The organism is Paenibacillus sp. PastF-3, assembly GCF_029893135.1.
Classification (GTDB): Bacteria; Bacillota; Bacilli; order Paenibacillales; family Paenibacillaceae; genus Paenibacillus_AQ; species Paenibacillus_AQ nitricinens.
Genome location: NZ_JARXWM010000003.1, coordinates 233917 through 252787 on the forward strand (window position 1 = coordinate 233917; position 18871 = coordinate 252787).

General features: G+C 44.6%; 13 protein-coding genes. 1 reads left to right on the forward strand and 12 read right to left on the reverse strand.

Annotated features, from left to right (window positions below):
* Position 1 precedes the first annotated feature (1 nt).
* The 7 genes from M2444_RS08330 to M2444_RS08360 form a co-directional block, all read right to left on the reverse strand.
* The gene (locus tag M2444_RS08330; RefSeq protein ID WP_280786814.1) at positions 2-2551 is read right to left on the reverse strand and encodes a beta-mannosidase; all 2550 of its coding nucleotides are present in this window, start codon (positions 2549-2551) and stop codon (positions 2-4) included.
* A gap of 67 nt (positions 2552-2618) precedes the next feature.
* Positions 2619-3680 (reverse strand): BtaManbiosPhlase, encoded by a 1062-nt coding sequence (locus M2444_RS08335; protein WP_094876943.1) that lies wholly within the window; start codon positions 3678-3680, stop codon positions 2619-2621.
* Positions 3681-3716: 36 nt separating this feature from the next.
* Positions 3717-4661: an MTP-1 family protein gene (locus M2444_RS08340; protein ID WP_481857481.1), complete on the reverse strand. Its 945-nt coding sequence runs from the start codon at positions 4659-4661 to the stop codon at positions 3717-3719.
* Between the two features lie 17 nt (positions 4662-4678).
* Positions 4679-6334 carry an alpha-glucosidase gene (locus tag M2444_RS08345; protein WP_280786703.1) on the reverse strand — a complete coding sequence of 552 codons (1656 nt, stop codon included), beginning with the start codon at positions 6332-6334 and terminating at the stop codon, positions 4679-4681.
* Positions 6335-6356: 22 nt separating this feature from the next.
* Entirely contained in the window at positions 6357-7196 is an 840-nt protein-coding gene (locus tag M2444_RS08350) for a carbohydrate ABC transporter permease (protein WP_076284699.1), read from the reverse strand.
* Positions 7183-8061, reverse strand: a complete 879-nt coding sequence (locus tag M2444_RS08355) for a carbohydrate ABC transporter permease (RefSeq protein ID WP_179283670.1) — start codon at positions 8059-8061, stop codon at positions 7183-7185. The genes M2444_RS08350 and M2444_RS08355 overlap by 14 nt, the downstream gene beginning before the upstream one ends.
* A gap of 2 nt (positions 8062-8063) precedes the next feature.
* Positions 8064-9377: an ABC transporter substrate-binding protein gene (locus M2444_RS08360; protein WP_280786704.1), complete on the reverse strand. Its 1314-nt coding sequence runs from the start codon at positions 9375-9377 to the stop codon at positions 8064-8066.
* 345 nt (positions 9378-9722) lie between these two features.
* Here M2444_RS08360 and M2444_RS08365 point away from each other — a divergent pair, with 345 nt between their 5' ends.
* Positions 9723-10733, forward strand: a complete 1011-nt coding sequence (locus M2444_RS08365) for a LacI family DNA-binding transcriptional regulator (RefSeq protein ID WP_280786705.1) — start codon at positions 9723-9725, stop codon at positions 10731-10733.
* A 173-nt stretch (positions 10734-10906) separates the two neighbouring features.
* Here M2444_RS08365 and M2444_RS08370 read toward each other — a convergent pair whose 3' ends face one another.
* The 5 genes from M2444_RS08370 to M2444_RS08390 form a co-directional block, all read right to left on the reverse strand.
* Complete coding sequence (locus tag M2444_RS08370; RefSeq protein WP_280786706.1) at positions 10907-12022, reverse strand: glycoside hydrolase family 88 protein; 1116 nt, start codon at positions 12020-12022, stop codon at positions 10907-10909.
* On the reverse strand, positions 12012-13877 hold the full coding sequence (locus M2444_RS08375) for a DUF2264 domain-containing protein (protein WP_256990507.1): 1866 nt from the start codon (positions 13875-13877) through the stop codon (positions 12012-12014). Before M2444_RS08375 ends, M2444_RS08370 begins: the two co-directional genes overlap by 11 nt.
* Before the next feature lie 25 nt (positions 13878-13902).
* The gene (locus tag M2444_RS08380; RefSeq protein WP_094869469.1) at positions 13903-15501 is read right to left on the reverse strand and encodes a response regulator transcription factor; all 1599 of its coding nucleotides are present in this window, start codon (positions 15499-15501) and stop codon (positions 13903-13905) included.
* The gene (locus M2444_RS08385) at positions 15476-17275 is read right to left on the reverse strand and encodes a cache domain-containing sensor histidine kinase (RefSeq protein ID WP_256990506.1); all 1800 of its coding nucleotides are present in this window, start codon (positions 17273-17275) and stop codon (positions 15476-15478) included. Before M2444_RS08385 ends, M2444_RS08380 begins: the two co-directional genes overlap by 26 nt.
* 105 nt (positions 17276-17380) lie before the next feature.
* Entirely contained in the window at positions 17381-18745 is a 1365-nt protein-coding gene (locus tag M2444_RS08390; RefSeq protein ID WP_094869470.1) for an ABC transporter substrate-binding protein, read from the reverse strand.
* Positions 18746-18871 lie beyond the last annotated feature (126 nt).

The following is an 18871-nucleotide window of genomic DNA, read 5'->3' on the forward strand; positions in this document are numbered from 1 at the left end:
GTTAACCCGCATCATTCATTGCCGTTACACGTAAGGTTTCCCAAGGCAGTTCCCCGACATCAACATGATGCACACGAACAATCTTCTCTTCACCCGGCATCAGATCAAAGAAATTATCGTCCATGATCACCCAAGGTGCATCTAGTTCGATCATCACCATCCGGGCAACGCGATCTGAGATCAAGTGGATATGTCCTTTCGCTTCATCCACGGAGATCTGAACATGTGCGGGTTGATAATCCATATCCTTATAGTCTCTTAAATAGAGTACATAATCTTCTGTTACCCGTTTCTTCGAACGAAGTACGACCACAACCTCGCCAGCGCTATGTTGCTGCAGTACCTCAGCTTCAGTCAACTTGGCAAAATTAACTTTACTGTTCGAATCAACGGTAACATCGAATGTACGCTGATATACAATTGTACCATCCATCCGATAGATCGTTAATTCCGCCTCATCCTGATAAGTTTCGCGGCGATCATTGAGAGCCCATAACTGCAGCAGTCCATTCGGATCATGATCCACACATAAGAGTACCGGTGCAAAGAATTTACGCGCATAATGGTAGCTCGCCTTTGGTAAACCATAATAATCGATAACAGACCAGCTTGTTCCCGGCCAGCAATCATTGAACTGCCAGAATAAAGCCCCGCTTGTATCCGGCTTATTACGGCGGTAATGCTCAATCCCATACCTCAATCCCTCTGCCTGGGTCAGCATGGAGAACTGAATATATTCATTGATATCCTTCGGAACGCCTGTATAACCTTCCATGAGCATAATACCCTTTGGGTAATGGACATCTTTATTACGATATTTCATTTCATCGCTATCCCAATAGAACTGATTGTCCGGCATGTTCTTTGCTAAGGTGTAACGATTGGAAGCGGCATGCAGCCCGAATTCACTGGCAAATTTCGTGAAGTCTGACTTGAATCGTTTGAACGATATCCCTTCAACACTATAATCCTGTGTCTGCGGTTCACCAAACTGACGCGGCTCATTATTCCCATGCCAGACTTGCCAGTTATGAGTATCACCCACATCACGTGAATTGTGATCATTGCCGCCAAAAGGCGAGCTAGGCCAAAACGTTCGCGATGGATCAAGTTGCTCTAGTACTGCGGGCATGAGCTCATGATAAATTTTTTCTCCATAAAAGGGATGTGTGATCTCGCCGTTAGAGGACAGTGCCTCATACAACCAATCATTCTCGTTATTCCCACACCATAGAGCAAGACTCGTACGACTGCGAAGACGTTTTACGACCTGCTCAATTTCGCGGTGAACATTATTCATAAAATTACGATTGTAATCTGGATACAACGCACAAGCGAACATGAAGTCCTGCCAGATTAAAATTCCTAACCGATCACATTCATCAAAGAAGATATCCCGCTCATAAATGCCTCCACCCCAAGCGCGAATCATATTCATATTGGCATCCTTGGCCATCTGAAGCAGATGTGTATAGCGGCTGTCTGGCACGGTCGCAATAAAGCTATCAATAGGGATCCAATTTGCACCTTTAGCAAAAACCTTTACGCCGTTCAATACAAAAGTGAAAGCATGGCGCCCTTCTTCATCCAGCTGCATCAACTCGATCTTTCGAATCCCAAATGGCTGCTCATAGGTATCTATTTGCTCCCCATCAGCAAATAACGTAACGCGTAGATGATATAAGAAAGGCGTTCCTAGATCATGGGTCCACCATAAGTTCGGATCCGTCACTTGCAAGGTAACTGAATGATGAAGCGTACGCGCTGTAATCGCACCGTCAACTGTAATCCCTCCAATCTTATCCAAAGAGACATGTTCTTCCGCAACACGCTCTGTACCTTCTAAAAGTTCCACACGCGCCGTATACGAACATCCGCGATCAAAGGCATGTGCGCATAAATCCACATCAACAACACCCACTTGACCCTCTACCGAAGTTGTTCGAGCAAACACATGATCTAAATGTGCATGACGGTGTTTAATCAAATGCACCTCTTTCCAAATGCCTGCACAGACCAGACGCGGACCCCAGTCCCAGCCAAAATGACTCTGTGCTTTACGTGTCCAGATCCGTTTCTTACTAAAGCCTGACCAATAATATTGAACCTTATCACCTGCATGTACATGAATAGGATCAAATTTTACGGCAAGCGTATTTTTCCCTTTATTTAATTCACGGGTTACATCAAATGAATGGCTAATGAACATATTATCTGTTGATCCAAGCTCCACACCGTTGAGATATACGGTTGCATAGGTATCTAACCCTTCGAATAATAGCTCCATCTTCTCACCAGGTTTAAGATCAGAATCGTATGAAAAGACCGTACGATACCACCATACCTTTTCTTCAATCCAACGACATTTCTGATCTTGGTGGCCAAAGAAAGGATCATCAATAATGCCTTTCTCCCGAAGCGTCGTATGGATGTCACCGGGCACTGAGGTGGTCATCCAGAAATAATCAATAAACTCTGGCGATGCAACTTCAAGATCCCGGGCTTCCCCTACATGAAAATCACGAAGTTTCCAGTTTTCAGTTAATTTAATGTTCATTCTCTTCATCCTCTCTCCCAAATTAAAACGCCAAAACCACTTCGGTTTTGACGTTTTATTGTTATACGTATATCAAGCTATCTAAAATTTCTTGTACACTAAGTTCTGCGCAAGCCATTGATGTATCCGCGACTCCGTAATACATTTTTACAACATCGTCTTCCACGAGTGCACCGCAAGAGAATACAACATCGCCGAAGAATCCATTCTTCTCATAATCCGCTTCCGGCTCCATGATAGGAGCATTGGAACGTGCAATCACCTTCGAGGGATCATTGAGATCTAATAGGACTGCCCCCATGCAATAACGGTGTTCCAGCGTGGCCCCATGATACAGCTCCAACCAGCCTTTATCAGTCTTGAATGGAACCGCACCGCCGCCAATCCGGCCGCTATCCCACATCCCCTCACGCAAACCGATCAGGTGCTTATGGTTACCCCAATATAATAAGTTGTCCGATTCTGCGATCCATATTTCCGGATCTCCCGTGCTTTTCGTTGTTGGACGGTGCAATGCATAATATTTGCCGTTAATTTTCTCCGGGAAAATCAATACATCTTTATTATCCGGCCCAAAGATCATGCCGTGGTGATTTACATTCACGAAATCTCTAGTGGATACCAGCGATTCTCCAACGCCCACAGGGGAGACTGCCGAGAAATAAATATAATAGGTATCCCCAATTCGGGTTACCCGAGGATCTTCTACCCCGAAGGTCTCCAGTGAATTGGAAGGGTACACAAATGGCTTCTCATCCACCGTAAAATGATGTCCATCCTTACTTCGAGCGATTCGGATATAAGATAATGAAGTCAAGTACTGAAATGTAGCACTAGCGGATTTATTTTTGATCACACGCGGATCAGAGAAGTCGAAGCGCTCATCATCTGTATCCAGATCCAAAATATCCAATTCATTGGTCTCCGGATTATAAATCGGAGCTTTCACAATTTTTGGATCCTTGCTAATTGGGCGTTCTGCTACACGGAGAAACATTAATATTTCACCATTATAGCTAGCAATACCGGCATTAAATGCACCAATCACTTCAAAGTCATCGTGATACGGCTTAACGTCCGCCGGTGTAATAAGTGGATTTTGTTCATAACGATAGATTTTCATGTTGTAATAACTCCCTTAACCAAATGGATTTCATGTTTACAAAATTTCAAATTGAGCAAATGGATCAGGGATTGTCGCACGTTGTGCTTCCGCATCGCTGATTCCTGCATATATGTTAGCTGTACCGTCTTCATGACGTACGAGCCCGCCGCTGAATACAACATCCTCCAAATCAGGCCGTTTCGTGGCACCTGGCAAGAACTGATTGCGTACAGCGATTAATTGAATATCTGAATATTCACCCGTTGCCGGATCGATAGCGAATACCATCGGGTAATAGTGACGATCGCCCGCATCATCAAAAGAAGCGATATGCCCAAGAACACCGAGCAGTCCGTTCTTTAGCAAGTGTGCTTCATTCGCACCGCCCCACTCTTCATCAACAAACTGTCCATCCAATAACGGTGTTTCTTCGATCAATGGAATGGATAACGCTTCTAACGATGCAATGCGGGTAAAGCCGATTTTACCGCGTCCTCCTTTATCTCCTTGAGGGCGGGTCAGTACTCCGATGCTATCTTTCAGATCCACTAGGCGCAGATCTTTCATGCCATCCGGTCCTTTAAAGAATGGTTCTAAGCTCGCGATGTTCTTCCCGCGGTAGAATACTGTACGCCACATTAAGGCATCAGCCTTTACCGGATGTGGATAAATTTGAACGCCGCCAACTATCAATTCGCCATTAATTTTCGTAAAAAAAGGATCTTGAAGTTCAAGGGTAGGCGCTCCTTCACAGGGTACCCATTGTCCATCACGTTCGACAAAAAAGACGACATCGGAATGCTCGCTGTCACGGGATTCAACCCGACCCGCGATCACCCACTCACCCTCATCTTGGAATGGAGCTGTAATATTGTAGACATCTTTATGATCTACACCTGTGAATGTTAACTTCTGTGTATTGGTTACGGATACGTCCTTCATCGCGTATTCCATAAGCAGTTGTTCACATGTCTTCACAGCATTCTTGAGCAGTTTCATAATAATAAAATTCCTCTCTAGTCAAATAATAGCGGCGCACGCATCCATATTGCGGCTTCATTCGGCAACAGCGTTACCAAGTCTGTGCCGCTCACTATCTCTCGGCGGCTCGATAATATATTAATTGCTTGCCCATCCAGCAGCTCACTAGGATCAATCTGTATGCTCTGATTATCGTAATTCAAGGCTACGAGCGCTCTGGTATTGGTTTCTTTCAATGTTCTTACATATAAAATAAGATTGCCTCTGCGTTCCAGCACGTCATAATCCCCGAATTGAAATACATCCTGTGTATTGCGCAAGTGGAGAAGCTTTTTATAATAATGTAATAATGAATCCGGTTGATTGCATTCGGACTCCACGTTTAATTGCTGATAATTTGGGCCCAGGCCAATCCATGGTGTTCCTGACGTAAACCCGCCATGTGGACTTGCGTTCCATTGCATTGGGGAGCGAGATGCATCTCTTCCCTTTGCATTCGCAATTTCCAGGGCTTCCATTGGAGTTGTCCCCCGCTGTAGTGCGATTTCATATGCCTTCAATCCTTGGATGTCCCGCATATCTTCCAGCTTATGGGCTACGAAATTCCGCATCCCAATCTCTTCACCGAAATATAAGAAAGGTACCCCTTTTGCGGTCAAGGCCAACGTTGCCATAAGGCGGGCCCGTTCTTCCTCAATCTCCGCGTCCCCTTCACCAAAACGCGAAATTACGCGGTCCATATCATGACTACCGAAGAATAACGTTGGAATCTGATCTGCACGGTGCATCTTCTCCATCGTCTTAAGCTCGGCGAACAAATTCTCTGGACTAAATTCCTTCTGGCTTCCCAGATTGAAATTAAAGACCACATCAAACTTACCCGTTCCGCTGTAACGCTTCAGCATGTCCATATCTTCAGAGCCGACTTCACCTACCATGAACATTCCGCTATGCGCATGAACAAACCTGCTAATTTCCTCGATGGCATCCATAATTCCATCTTGATTCTGATCATGTACATGCTTCTGCTCACCCGTTACTTCATCCATCGGGTTATCCGGGAATTGATCGGACACCGATAAGAAGTTGATAACATCTAACCGGAAGCCACTTATGCCTTTGCCCAGCCAATAAGCCATAACATCCTTCATCGCTTCTTTAACTTCGGGATTTGCCCAGTTCAAATCGACCTGTTCTTTCGCAAACCCATGATAGTAATACTGTTCTGTTGCAGCATCCCATTCCCACGCGGTTCCACCAAAAAACGATTCCCAGTTATTAGGTACGCCGCCGTTCACAGCGTCCTTCCAAATGTACCAATCCCGCTTCGGGTTCGTCCTTGAAGATCGCGATTCCTTGAACCATGCATGCTCTGAAGACGTATGATTCAGGACAAGATCGGCAATCACTCTGATCCCGCGAGCCTTCGCTTCCTGAATAAACCGTTCGAAATCTTCCATCGTTCCAAAGTCTGGATCAATCTGACAATAATCTGCAATGTCATACCCGTTATCTACTTTAGGAGACTTATAGAACGGCGTTAGCCAAATCCCCCCGATGCCAAGTTCCCGCAAATAATCCAGCTTGGAAGTAAGACCTTCGAAATCACCAATCCCATCCCCATTGCTATCACAGAAGCTTGGCATATACACTTCATAGAATACCGTCCCTTTCCACCACGGCTGTTCCAACCGATACCCCTCCTGTGCAGACCTATTTCAAGTTAAATTGCATGCCTTCCTGGAACTTCTTGCCGAAAATAATGAACAAAATAATGATTGGCAAGGTGAGCATCACTGCACCGGCATACATCGGACCCGGATACGATTGATACGGACCAAACATCTGAGATAATAAAACGTTCAATGTTAGCATGCCGTCACTTCGGACGACGATCATATCCCATAGGAGCTCTGTCCAACGTTCCATTAGCAGGAATAGGAATACAACGGTCGTAATGGACTTCGACATCGGCATCATAATCTTATACAGGATTTTGAAATCGGATGCCCCATCCAGCTTGGCGGCTTCAATGAAGGCGTCGGGCACCGCCTTAAAGAAGTTGGTGTACATGAAGATCCCCCATAAACTCATCGCCTTGGGAATAATGAGCGCCCAATACGTATCGAACAGTCCTACTTTTTGAATAATCAAAAAGTTAGGGATGATCAGAATGATTGCCGGGAAGAACATATGAAACAACACAAAGTTGTTAATAGAGTCTCTCCCGCGGAATTTCAGCTTCGCCAACGCATAAGCTACCATAATTGCGAACATCATCATTAAGGCTGTAGATACCAAAGAAACGAACACACTGTTAAAGAAGGCGTGAATCCATGGTCTTGTAATCCCGGTCTCACCACCTGTAAAGAGCCATTGATACGAGCGCAGCGTAAATTTCGTCGGTATCAGCTTCCGGTCTACCTGTGACCAATCTGCAAGTGAATTCAATACCATATATAAATAGGGGAATACCATAATCACAAGCAGTACGATCGCAATCAGATAGCGGATCGACAGCCGGAGCTTGATGTTTGAATTAGACCCAACCATTGCGCTTACCCCACATTTCCAGAATTTTTCGGATTACGAATATAGATATAAATGTCGCAACCGCAGCCATAATCGCGATAGCTGACGCGTAACCTGCCTGCAGGTTCTTAAATGCTTGACTGTATATTTCCATTTGCCATGTATTCGTTGCGTAGTTTGGTCCGCCGCCTGTTAATTGGTAGACCTCAGTAAAGATACCGAATGTTGCACCGAAGGATAAAATTAAGGTTGTATAAATCGCAGGGTAAAGCAAAGGCAACGTAATCTTCCAGAACCTTTGGCTGTCCTTCACGCCATCAATTGCCGCTGCTTCATATACTTCCTGATCAATGCTTTCTAAACCTGAAGTAAGAATTAACGCATAGTAACCGGTAAATTTCCAAGCCATAATCATCGCAACGACGAACAATGCCGAGAAAGATCCGCCGAGCCAGTCAATATCAAGACCTAACCGTTCCCTTAGAAACGTCTGAACAGGACTTGTATGTGACAAAAATCCTTTAACAATAAGGGATGCAACAACCCCTGAGGATAGGTAAGGCAAGAAGAATCCAATAAGAAATACCGTTTTTAATTTAGGTAAGCCTTTTACAATTACCGCTACAAAAAGCGACATGGCTGTGACAATCGGTACAAATACGATCATAAATTTGTACGTTACCCAAAATGCCGATCTTACCCCTGGCGTGCCTAATGCTTTGGTAAAGTTTTTGAATCCAACAAAATCATAAGTTGGTGAAATCAAGTCCCAGTTAGTAAAAGACAAATATAAAGACCAGATAAGCGGGCCCAAGAAAAACACAGTCGAAAAAATAAGGTAAGGGCTGGCAAAAAGCCAGCCTAACCGATTATTATTTTTTTCAATCATTATTGAAGTTCCCCTTCAATCGCCTTCTTCATATTGTCCCAACCCGTTTTTGGATCAATCTCACCACGAACGATTTTGTTAAAGGCCTCTTGACCAATAAAGGTTTGCAATTCGTTGAATTTCGGATTGTCCATGGATGGAACAGCATTCGGGATTGCTTTTGCATACTCTTGCAATACAGGCGTTTTTTCAAATACTGGTTTAAATACTTCATTTGTACCTACATCATCACGTGCTGGAGGCAAGTTAGTTTCTTGGAAAAAGGCAACATCATTTTGGTCATCCGAGTAAACCCACTTGATGAATTCTATTGCAGCAGCTTGTTGCTCTGGACTTGCCGAAGCATAGATAACAATTCCTTTAGCATCCGCAAATGTTTTTGCATTCGCTGGATCCATACCGTCAGGAACAGGAGGCAATGTTACTTCAAAGTTTTCCTTGTACTGAAGCTCTGGATATTTCTCAGCCCATGTGCTGAATGTCCAAGGTCCTACATCCGTAAATACGCCCACTCCATTTTCAAAAGGTTCTGTTACATTCTGAGACAACAGCCCTTTCTCCTTACGAAGATTGTCCACGAAAGTAAGAACGTCTACACCAGCTTTTTCATCGCCAACAAATTGGCTGCCTTCAATGAATTTGTTGCCATCTGAAGCTGCATTGTACAGCATAAAGAAGTCGAACCATCTTTTCCAAGAGGTAGGGTCTGCTAAGTCAGGTTTCGCCCAAAGATATTTATCCGGGTATTTTGCTTTTAATTTTTTCGTTGCCTCAATCACTTCACTGTATGTTCTTGGAACTTCGTTCACACCAGCTTCTTTCAAAATATCCGTTCTCCATCCGAACAACATTGCATTGGAGTAGATTGGAAGAACATATTGATGGCCATCGGCAAATTCCCAAGGCTCAATCGTTTTGGTCATATTACGTTTTGTCACAATATCATTGAAGCCAGCAATCGTATCCAATGGAACTAACGCTTTGCTGTTCGCAAGTTGTGCTGCAAAACCACGGCTAATATTCTCAGTCATCGTCGGAGCGCTTCCACCCGCGATTGCGGCTTGGATACTTGCCTCAGAAGTAGGGGACTCCTTGATCGCACTTACGTTAATTTTCACCTTAGGGTTAACAGTCTCATACTCTTTGGCGATTTTCTGCCAATATGCTTGTTGAGTCGGGTTAGGTGCAGCCCAGAACTCAATAGTTGTTACTCCATCAGCTGAAGTGCCTGAATTACCGCTCTTTGATCCACAACCGGCAAGAATCGTGAATACAAGCGTAAGTGCAAGCATTACTGAAAGCTTCTTCTTCATAAAATAAACCCTCCCTGAGTATCGATGCACATCAGTGCAGCATTTTGTAATTCCTAGATATAATTTTGTAACGTTACAAAACTAAACAAATATATACCTGTAAGCAGCTTTGTAAGCGTTACAATTGCTATTATTATAGTTTTTAGCGAAAATGTCAACCTGTTATTCGAGTGTTAATGAAAAAGACACAATTAATTACATTACAAACTACCTTTACTTATATAGTTTGTAATGTTAAAATAATTTATAGTTGTAATGTAGTTTTACAGCATAATCTTTAGTATTATGAGAGACAGTATGGAAGAATATTCATTACACTTCTAATTAGAAAGGACGTATCTTCGCATGAAGGTGAAGGTGACAATGCAAGATATCGCCGATCGATTGAATATATCGAAGAACTCTGTTTCTCAGGCTCTGTCCGGTAAAGACGGTGTGAGTGAGGAAACGAGACAATTAATTATCGATACTGCGAATGAAATGGGTTACACCTATTCGCGAGGGCGCAAAAGCACAGAAGAAGAAGCTGGAACCTTTGTCATTTTGGCATCAGAATTTGCATTTTCCAAACGTAATTTTTTTGGAGAAATTTATTTGAGTATTGAGAAGGAAGCAGCGAAGCGGAATAAGCGTATGGTTATTCAATCTATTGATCATCACGCTTCCGAACAATTGATTCTGCCTCCTATATTATTTGATCCTTCTGTAGAAGGAATCTTGATTTTGTCCCATATTACGACCCCGTATATTCAAGCAGTGACGGGCACAGGGATTCCCACCGTGTTAATTGATCATCATCACCCTGATCTTAAGGCCGATAGTATTCTCACCAATAATCGTTATGCCGCTTATACAGCGGTGCAGCATTTAATTGGATTGGGACATACCCGTATTGGATTCATCGGCAATATTCAATTCTCACCAAGCTATTACGAGCGTTTAGAAGGTTATCGCCTGGCTCTATACCAATCTGCCATTGAATACAACCCAATATGGGTGTTCGATCATGCCATTGAAGAAATGGATGATGTGTTCAACGCTGTACAAAAGTTGGATGAGCAGCCTACGGCTTGGTTCTGTGTCAATGACGGCTTGGGGTTCTTGATCAATTCCGTGATGTACAAGCTTGGGTATCAGATCCCCCAAGATGTATCTATTGTGAGCTTTGATAATGGACAGTTATCACGGATAACAACTCCTTTGACTACAACGATGGATGTAGATTTGTCTTACTTTGGACGAAAAGCTATAGAACAGCTCTTCTGGCGCATCGATCATCCCGAGGAGCCTTTTATAGAAATTCTCCTTCCTACCCATCTGATCATTAGGGAATCCACACAACATCCAAATACATAATCAGTTCATATAGACAGGAATGTTGTATGGAGAATAATATACGCACATCACAAAAAGGGAGAGTCCCACAAGCCATGAAACGGCTGCGGAACTCTCCCTTTATTTTCAGATTAGGATGTATGTTGACGCTCGTTGTGGTCACTACGTGAATGAACCGTTGTTCCATTCATCTACTACCAATACCCGCGGATTCCGGTCTGCATACGGATCAGTGCTTCCAAATAATAATAGTCTCCCCAAATCATGTGACCATCCGGCACACGTCCACCTCTGACATGATAAGAACCATGCTTTAGAAGCCCCTCCGACTCCGGATTCCCAGAGGTCGCATAATGTTCCACCAAGGATTTCATGCTGCGGAGTAAGGCATCTTCATAAACAGCGCGGTCCGGGTCATCTGCATCTAGAAGATCCAACAGCTCTATTAGACCGGAAGCCGCAATGGCCGAAGCCGAGCTGTCGCGAGGCGTACCCGCTTCCACTGGCACATCAAAATCCCAATACGCCACATTATCCTCTGGAAGATGGCTGATAAAGTAATGGGCCAGACTTTTAGAGGTATTAAGAAAGTCTTCCTCTCGTGTATAACGATAAGCTAGAGCAAATCCATATATTCCCCAGGCTTGCCCCCGTGTCCAAGTCGACCCATCCTCATAGCCTTGATGTGTTCCTCCACGAATTGCATTTCCAGTGACCGGATCAAAATAAAACGTATGGTAAGAGGAAGCATCGCCGCGCACAAGAAATTTCTGACTCTTTAGCGCATGCTGGAGAGCTATATTATAATAGCGATTGTCCCCCGTTTCCTCTGTCGCCCAGAACAGCAGCGGCAAATTCATCAAACAATCAATAATAATGCGTCCCGCATTTTCCGGGTCATTCTCCAAGCCCCATGCCTGAAGAATCCCGGCTGGTTCACGCCAGCGCTTGCATAGCGTATCCGCAGCTTGTAGACCGACAGCCCGTGCCGCTTCGCTGCCTGTTATTTTCCACTCCGCTACAGCAGTAAGTGAATATAAGAAACCTATATCATGATGATCCAGCGCAATATGATGATCCAAACGATGCTTGAAGTCACCTAACCAAGAGGCTGCCGCCTCCTTATAGCTTGGATCTTTGCTATATTCATAAGCAAGCCACATCATCCCTACATAAAATCCTTCTATCCAATCATCATTGTCTCCCCATTCGTACTGTTGTCCCTCTGCTATATGAGGCAGTTTGCCCGGATGGTTAGCAATATTTCTCTTAATTTTGTGAATCGCATCCTCAATCGCCTTATTCCACATCTTTGTTTCTCCTTTCCGATAAGTCAGCAGTATAGAGCAGTTCACCGTTACAGGAATCGTATACAGAAATCCTTCCATCCGAATGCTGCTTAATAATTGGTGGCAAAGCTAGTGCTGACTGGTTCTCTGGCGTATTCGTTGCTCCGAAGACAGCAGACATCAATACCTGATCTCCGGGCTCCAATCGAGTACACAAGCTAGGAAGAAGTGTCCGCGGCTTCAGCAGGTTGGTATTGGGTTCAGGATACACGCACTCTGCCCGGTCAAAGCCGTTTAGCATATGTATAGCACTTATTCCCCAAGGCATTTGCACGGAAACGGCCGTGTTAGTTACATTAATGATTTCCCGTTCACTACGTGAGAAGCCAGCAGACTGGCCAATAGCAAATCCACCTTCTGCTAGATCTAGATGCCGGGCACTATGAATGCTGTGAATACGGACATGCCATAAACCTGCCGGAATAATCCATGTCTCCACTTGTACATCACTCCAGGGATGCCAGCGGGAATATACATAACGCTCTCCAATTTCCCACATTTCACAAAATCTGCGTACCCGGTAATGTTCATCGCATTCGCACAGTGCCAGCGTAGAGTCGTAAGCGCCTTGAACCAACCCGTAACCCGCCTTCGGTACACTAAAGCCGAACAGCGTAGAGTAAGCAAACTTGGAATATTTAGCTGCGCTATGGGCCATATCAAAGTTCGCCATCTGACCAGAGGTATAGGCAATAACATGCTTATTTCCTTCCGGACGACTCACCAGCATACGCGCCTCTTGGAGAGCCCGTAGCTCTTTCAATTCAGGTAGCGGCTCTTCCTCTGCCTGCCAGAAAGGATGATCGTCCGGCAAGGCTAGAATGAGATTAGCTTTAAAGGCCCAATACGGTGATCCGGGGGCATTGTAGTTCTCCGTCATTACCAGATTCGGGTAAGCATATCCGATACTTAGTAATCCGTCTATTCCCACAATAGGCTTCTCAAACCACCAACGAAAATGACGCATTATAATTCCTTTGAGAACGCCATATGAGAAAGGAAGCACCTCGGCATACACCAGCGCACTCCAGAAAGAGACCTGTGCAAAACGATAGGTCAGACTACGTCCGAAAGGAATCGCACTTCCGTCCTCAGCAAACCAATACATAAAATCCTTGGCAAATTGCGCGGATCTTTCCCGGTAAACTGCAGCCCTCTGAGGATCATCCTCCGCCATCAATTTAGCATATATCAGCGTATAATAATGCATAGCAAAAGCAATATAATAGTCTCTCTGATCGGTCAGCCCATCGGAATACCATCCATCACTCAAGTAGTAGGTGTCAATCTTCTCCAGATAATCATCCATGATCTCTTGATCGTAGGGCAATCCGACTTTCTTAAAGCCCACATTGACAAGAACCGTGAACATCAGCCAGTTATTCGGATTCGAGCGATCCACATGATTGATCTGGTTCAACCAGTTATATACCTGCATTTTCTGAACATCACTCAATGGTTCCCACAGCTTATGCGGCGCAAGAGCAAGCCCCAGTCCCAGGACGGCTTGTTCCACCATACGCTGGTCTTTGGTCGAGAATTCACCCCAATATTCTTCATGCTCCGGGTCAGTCCCGTTAATGATCCCCTCTAGAAACATCGGCCAGAGCGCACTTTCTCCTCCACCGCTGGCATGGGGAACAAGCCCCCATAAAGGACGGGCAAAGGCTTCCATAAGCGCAGTCGCTTCATTATATATAGATCCTGTAGCTCCCATCTCGATTCCTGCATGACCAGCAGTAAATCGTTGCTCTAGCGGAGCATACAGATCATTTAAGAACAGCTGTAATTCATTTTTAGTACCCTTCAGTTCCACAGTAATGGTCCCTCCCAATCCAAACTCAATGCCAAGCCGCATATTCACTAGGCCGCATGCCCATTTCTCGCTTAAACAGCTTGATGAAATAACTTTTGTTCGCATATCCCAGATATTCGGAAATCTCTTCTACAGTCTTTCCAGACTGATTAAGCAGTTCTTTTGCCTTCTGAAGCTTTAGCATATTTACATATTCAATGAAATTCTGGTTCGTTTCCCTTTTGAAGAGGCGACTGAAATAGCTGGCATTCAAGTTCAAGCGTCCTGCCATGTCCTCTAGCGTTATTTTCTCCGTTACATGACTAATCACGAACTGCTGGGCTTTGATGACCTCACTCCGTTTGGACTTGATGGAGAACATACTTATTTTCCGGGCTAATTCCTCCAAGTACTGAACCAGCCAATCTTCCAAATGCTCCAGGGTTTCAATGTCACCCACCACATTAAACAGCTTCTCTTCAGCCATAGGCAATGGAGATTGCAACAGCTGTTTCGTCTTCATTTGCAAGTCCATCAGCAAGCGGAGCACACATTCCTTAACTTCATTGGGATGGAACTTTTGCGAGGCCACCCATTCTCTCCATTCCTTGATATGAACACGAAGCTCTATTTCCCTGTTCAAGGCAATATCATCATTGATAACAGCGTAAATGCTTCCATATTGGGCATAAATATCTTCCTTTGAAAAGCAAATCTCTTCAAAACGGTGAATTCCTGCTGTTGGCAGATAAAAGCGTTGGGTCTTCTCCCTTAGCATCCGCTGTAATGTCCCACGAATTTCTTCAGGACTGCGCGCCTCAGCGCCAAATAGGCAGGAGACAGACAGCTTAAGATATTTTTGCACGGCTGCAGCTGCATTTTGCATTGAATGATAGATCACTTGGTGGTCTTTAGAAGGCTTGTCACTGCAAAAAAGAATGACAATTTCCTTATGACTATATCTCGAAATAAACAGACTGTGATCAGCCTCAAGCACTTCCTGCATGATATTCTCAACTGCAAAAGAAATCGTATATTCACTCATTCGGCGTACCCTCGAAACTTCCTCAGGGCGGTTAATCACAATAAGCACCGGAATATAGTTCTTAGCATGGATCATAATTCCGTTTGACCGGGCTTGCTCGATCCAAGCCTCCTTGTCCCAGGACTGGTACAAGGTATCTTTTAGAAACTTTTCCTTCAGCGCGGCGCGGTTTTGAGACTGTTTTTGCTTATATACCAGCATCTCCGTATGCCGCTGCCTGTTCAGGCCCACTTCCGTTACAAGGGTTCTAAGGGCATGCTGCAGCTGATCGATATCCAGAGATTCCTTTAAAATATATTCCCCCACGTTAAGCTTAAGTGCCTGCTGAGCGTACTTGAATTCGTTGTGGCAGGAGAGAATGATCGCACGGATTCCAGGGTTCACCGCTCTGAATTTCTCAAGCATCTCTAGTCCGTTCATCTTGGGCATTCCAATATCGGTAATAATCAGATCCGGTGGATTCTGCTGTGCTTTTTCCCAAGCCTCGAGACCGCTATAATAACACCCGATGAGTTCAATCCCGAGCTCACTCCAAGGCACAGCCTGCGACAAATAACGGATCACCGGATAGTCATCATCCACCAAAATTGCCGTCAGCATTCACCACACCCACCTTTCCATCATCCAGAGGAAACTCCAAACAAATCTCCGTCCCTACATCAGGTTCGCTTTGAATATTCAGCTTGAAAGCAGCGCCGTAAATCATACTGAGGCGTTGGGCCACATTGCGTAAGCCTATGCCGGAGAACCCTCTTCTGTCCTCATCTGCAATTTGCTCGCTGCTGTATGCGGTTTCACGAAGTCTTGTTAAATTCTCCGCTGACATGCCGATGCCATTATCCTTAATCGTGATAACCAGCATTCCCGAAGTTGCCACAATATGAGCTTCAATAAAGATCTCACCACCAAATTGCTCGAAACCATGGATGATCGCATTCTCGATCATAGGCTGAATCATAAACCGAGGCACCAGTGCTTCAGCAGTTCCATCTGCTAAATCCATTTCCAGCCTGACCTGATTGGCATGGCGAAAATTCATCAAAGTCACATAATGAGATATCGTATCTGTCTCCTCACGAAGCGGGATAAACTCATTGTCTCTGTTAAAGGTCATACGGAGCAAAGACGACAACGAACCAATCAACTCGGCGTTCTCCTTGTCTCCTTGCATCAGAATATTTAACCGGATCGAATTCAACAGATTAAACATAAAGTGCGGATTGATCTGTGCCTGCAGCATTTCCAGTTCAGCTTTTCTTTTTCCTGTTTGCTCATAGGTGATCTGTTCAATCATGGACTCGATTCGATCTAGCATTTGGTCAATGGTACGGGCCAGCTGTGCCGCCTCATTATTCCCACGGATTAGTGAACGTTCATCCAATTGACCACGGCCTATTCGCTTTACAAAAGCACTTAATTTCACGATGGGCTGAGTCAGCTTAGAGATTAGAACAGTTAAGAGAACGGAAAACAAGGTAAAGAATAGAATTTGCACGGCTAAGCTGATAAATAAAATCTGCTTATTCTTCGATAAGGCATCCTTCAATGGAATAATGCTTACCATCCGCCATTTGTTACTGCTCAGTTCCTGGTCTACATATAAGAATTTCTCCCCGTTAATTTCGACAGTATCAAGCTCGCCATCCTTTTTCCGCCACGTCATCGTTTCACCTATTCGGGCCTTGTCAGCATGCGAGACTACAGTTCCCTTGTCATCCAAAAGCATCATCTCTTTGCCATTGTCATTGTTCAGGTAAGGGCGGAGTTTGCGCTCATTGATGTTGATAATCATATATCCGATCGTGCTGCTGGAGGTTGATTGAATGGGTCTTGCAATGGTTACCCAATCCACTGAACTCTTATCCGAGTAATTATAGTAAGTATCGTGTTCCGCTTTCCAATAGGTCGAGATCGGTTGAATTTTTTTCAGAAGCGACATCCACTGCTCGTTATAAAAGGTTGAAGGATTAAAGTCACTATAAGGATAGCTGGTATAAATAAATCCATTCTTTCCGATTAGCGTTACTTTCAAATATTCTGTCAGAACGAACATATCATCCAGCATCCGTGACATACGGTTATACTGGATGATATGCTTCGCTGAACGGAGTGTCTCTGGATCAGCAGACATCATCTGCCTAATTTCGCTGTTCTGAAGCACAAAATTGGACTGCTCCAGCGTTTGTTCAAAAATGGCATTCATATTGGCACTGGACGCATTGAGAGACTCTCTTGCGCTGCCAACGGCCTTCTCCAGAATCAGATCCCGGGTTAAGTAATCTGTAACCATGTAAATGCAGACTAGCGGGATCAGTACGCAGATCATTGAAGACCAGACAAGTTTCATTCGAAGTGATTGATGCTTTCTAAACACGGATGACAGGCCCCATATCTGTTTTAAATTTGGAGCAGGAGGCAGAAATGCTTTCCTGCCCCCACATTATAAGCCCCCTTGGGGAAGCGTACAATCAGTCTCCGCCTACTTTCCGCTGTTGTTCTGAACGACCTCCGAAATTTTCTTATCGATATTGGTAACAGTGACATCCAGATCCTGTTGGCCAAGGAGATACATCTCCGCTTCTGGAATAACGTTGTTCTTAGCTTCATCCGCATATTTAGCCGGAACTTGCGTCGCACCAGGATTCGAGTTCTCCATTGTAAATTTCAATGAATCAACATCTATCTTAGATGGATCCTTAGAACCACTTACAATCGTATCGACCAATTTGTTCGTGTCCGATTTCGCCCAGCCAGAGAAGACACGTCCGCCGATTTCCAGCCCTTCTGAGGTATACCAGCGTACAAAGGTGTAAGCAGCTTCCTTATGCTTGGATTTAGCAGCTATCCCCATATAGGTTGGCTGAACAGGTGAGTAATGTTTGCTCTCACTATCCAGTCGAGGGATCGGCGCAAACGCGGTAACGAAAGTTGCTGGAATGGCATCCGTTCCACCCGATTCCGCAACCATCCAGTCACCCATCGGAAGCATCGCTGCTAAACCGTTAAAATACTGATTCCGGTAGGCAAGCTTCTGCGAAATAATATCCTCGTAAGGAGTAGCACTCTTATCTTCGTACATCATTTTCTTCATCATCTGCAGATTAGCCTTAAATTGCGGGTCCAGGGCATTGGAGGTTCCGTCAGATTTCAGGAAAGTATTATCCTCTGGTTTACTCATTAGCTGGAGCTGGAAATAATCCGGCCAATTATGCAGATATGCGCCAAAACGCTTCGTTGCACCCTCACCCTTAGTCAATTTCTTGGCATACTCTTCGAAATCCGCCCAAGTCCAGTCGGTCGGAACCGGCAGGCCCGCCTCATCTAGCATTTCTTTGTTAAGAAGCACGAACCAGCGCTGCATAGATGACGGTAACGCATAGACTTTGCCATTGACCGTAGTATCCACTAGATATTCATCGGAGAGCTTATACCCTTCTTTCTGAATATATTCGTCCATCGGTGCTAACACACCGATATCTGCACGCTGCGAATAGTTGGTATACGGCAATTCGACAATATCCAGCGGGTCACTTGCAGCGGCCATCAAATCCAGCTTCTGCATGGAGGCAACAGAGTCGCCTTTTTCATTTAGTAGATCCACTTCTACATGAATGTCGGGATGCGCCTTCTCAAACTCCGCAATAATCGTGCTCCACTTCGCTTTAGCTTCTGTCTGCCAGGTGCTCAGCTTCAGCGTAACCTTCTCTGCTGCAGGCTCCTTATTTCCACCAGTGTCAGGCGCATTTGTCGCTCCTGCATTATTTGTTTTCGCATTTCCACCGCATGCGGTGAGTGACAACGCCATTGATGAGATCATAAGCACGGATAATAATTTCTTTTTCATATAGACCCTCCTATAAATGTGTTGGGCATACCTCGTCTTACAGCTAGTGCTATGTAACTGCTTACAAGAACATCCTAACATGCAGGATAGATGAGGAAAGTTCTCATATTCTACCGAAGAGAAACT

Excerpts from the sequence above, each read along its gene's own strand:
- M2444_RS08370 (WP_280786706.1), bottom strand. The coding sequence starts at position 12,022 with ATGTGGAATAAGGCGATTGAGGATGCGATTCACAAAATTAAGAGAAAT.
- M2444_RS08335 (WP_094876943.1), bottom strand. The coding sequence starts at position 3,680 with ATGAAAATCTATCGTTATGAACAAAATCCACTTATTACACCGGCGGAC.
- M2444_RS08365 (WP_280786705.1), top strand. The coding sequence starts at position 9,723 with ATGAAGGTGAAGGTGACAATGCAAGATATCGCCGATCGATTGAATATA.
- M2444_RS08380 (WP_094869469.1), bottom strand. The coding sequence starts at position 15,501 with ATGCTGACGGCAATTTTGGTGGATGATGACTATCCGGTGATCCGTTAT.
- M2444_RS08350 (WP_076284699.1), bottom strand. The coding sequence starts at position 7,196 with ATGGTTGGGTCTAATTCAAACATCAAGCTCCGGCTGTCGATCCGCTAT.
- M2444_RS08340 (WP_481857481.1), bottom strand. The coding sequence starts at position 4,661 with ATGAAACTGCTCAAGAATGCTGTGAAGACATGTGAACAACTGCTTATG.
- M2444_RS08360 (WP_280786704.1), bottom strand. The coding sequence starts at position 9,377 with ATGAAGAAGAAGCTTTCAGTAATGCTTGCACTTACGCTTGTATTCACG.
- M2444_RS08390 (WP_094869470.1), bottom strand. The coding sequence starts at position 18,745 with ATGAAAAAGAAATTATTATCCGTGCTTATGATCTCATCAATGGCGTTG.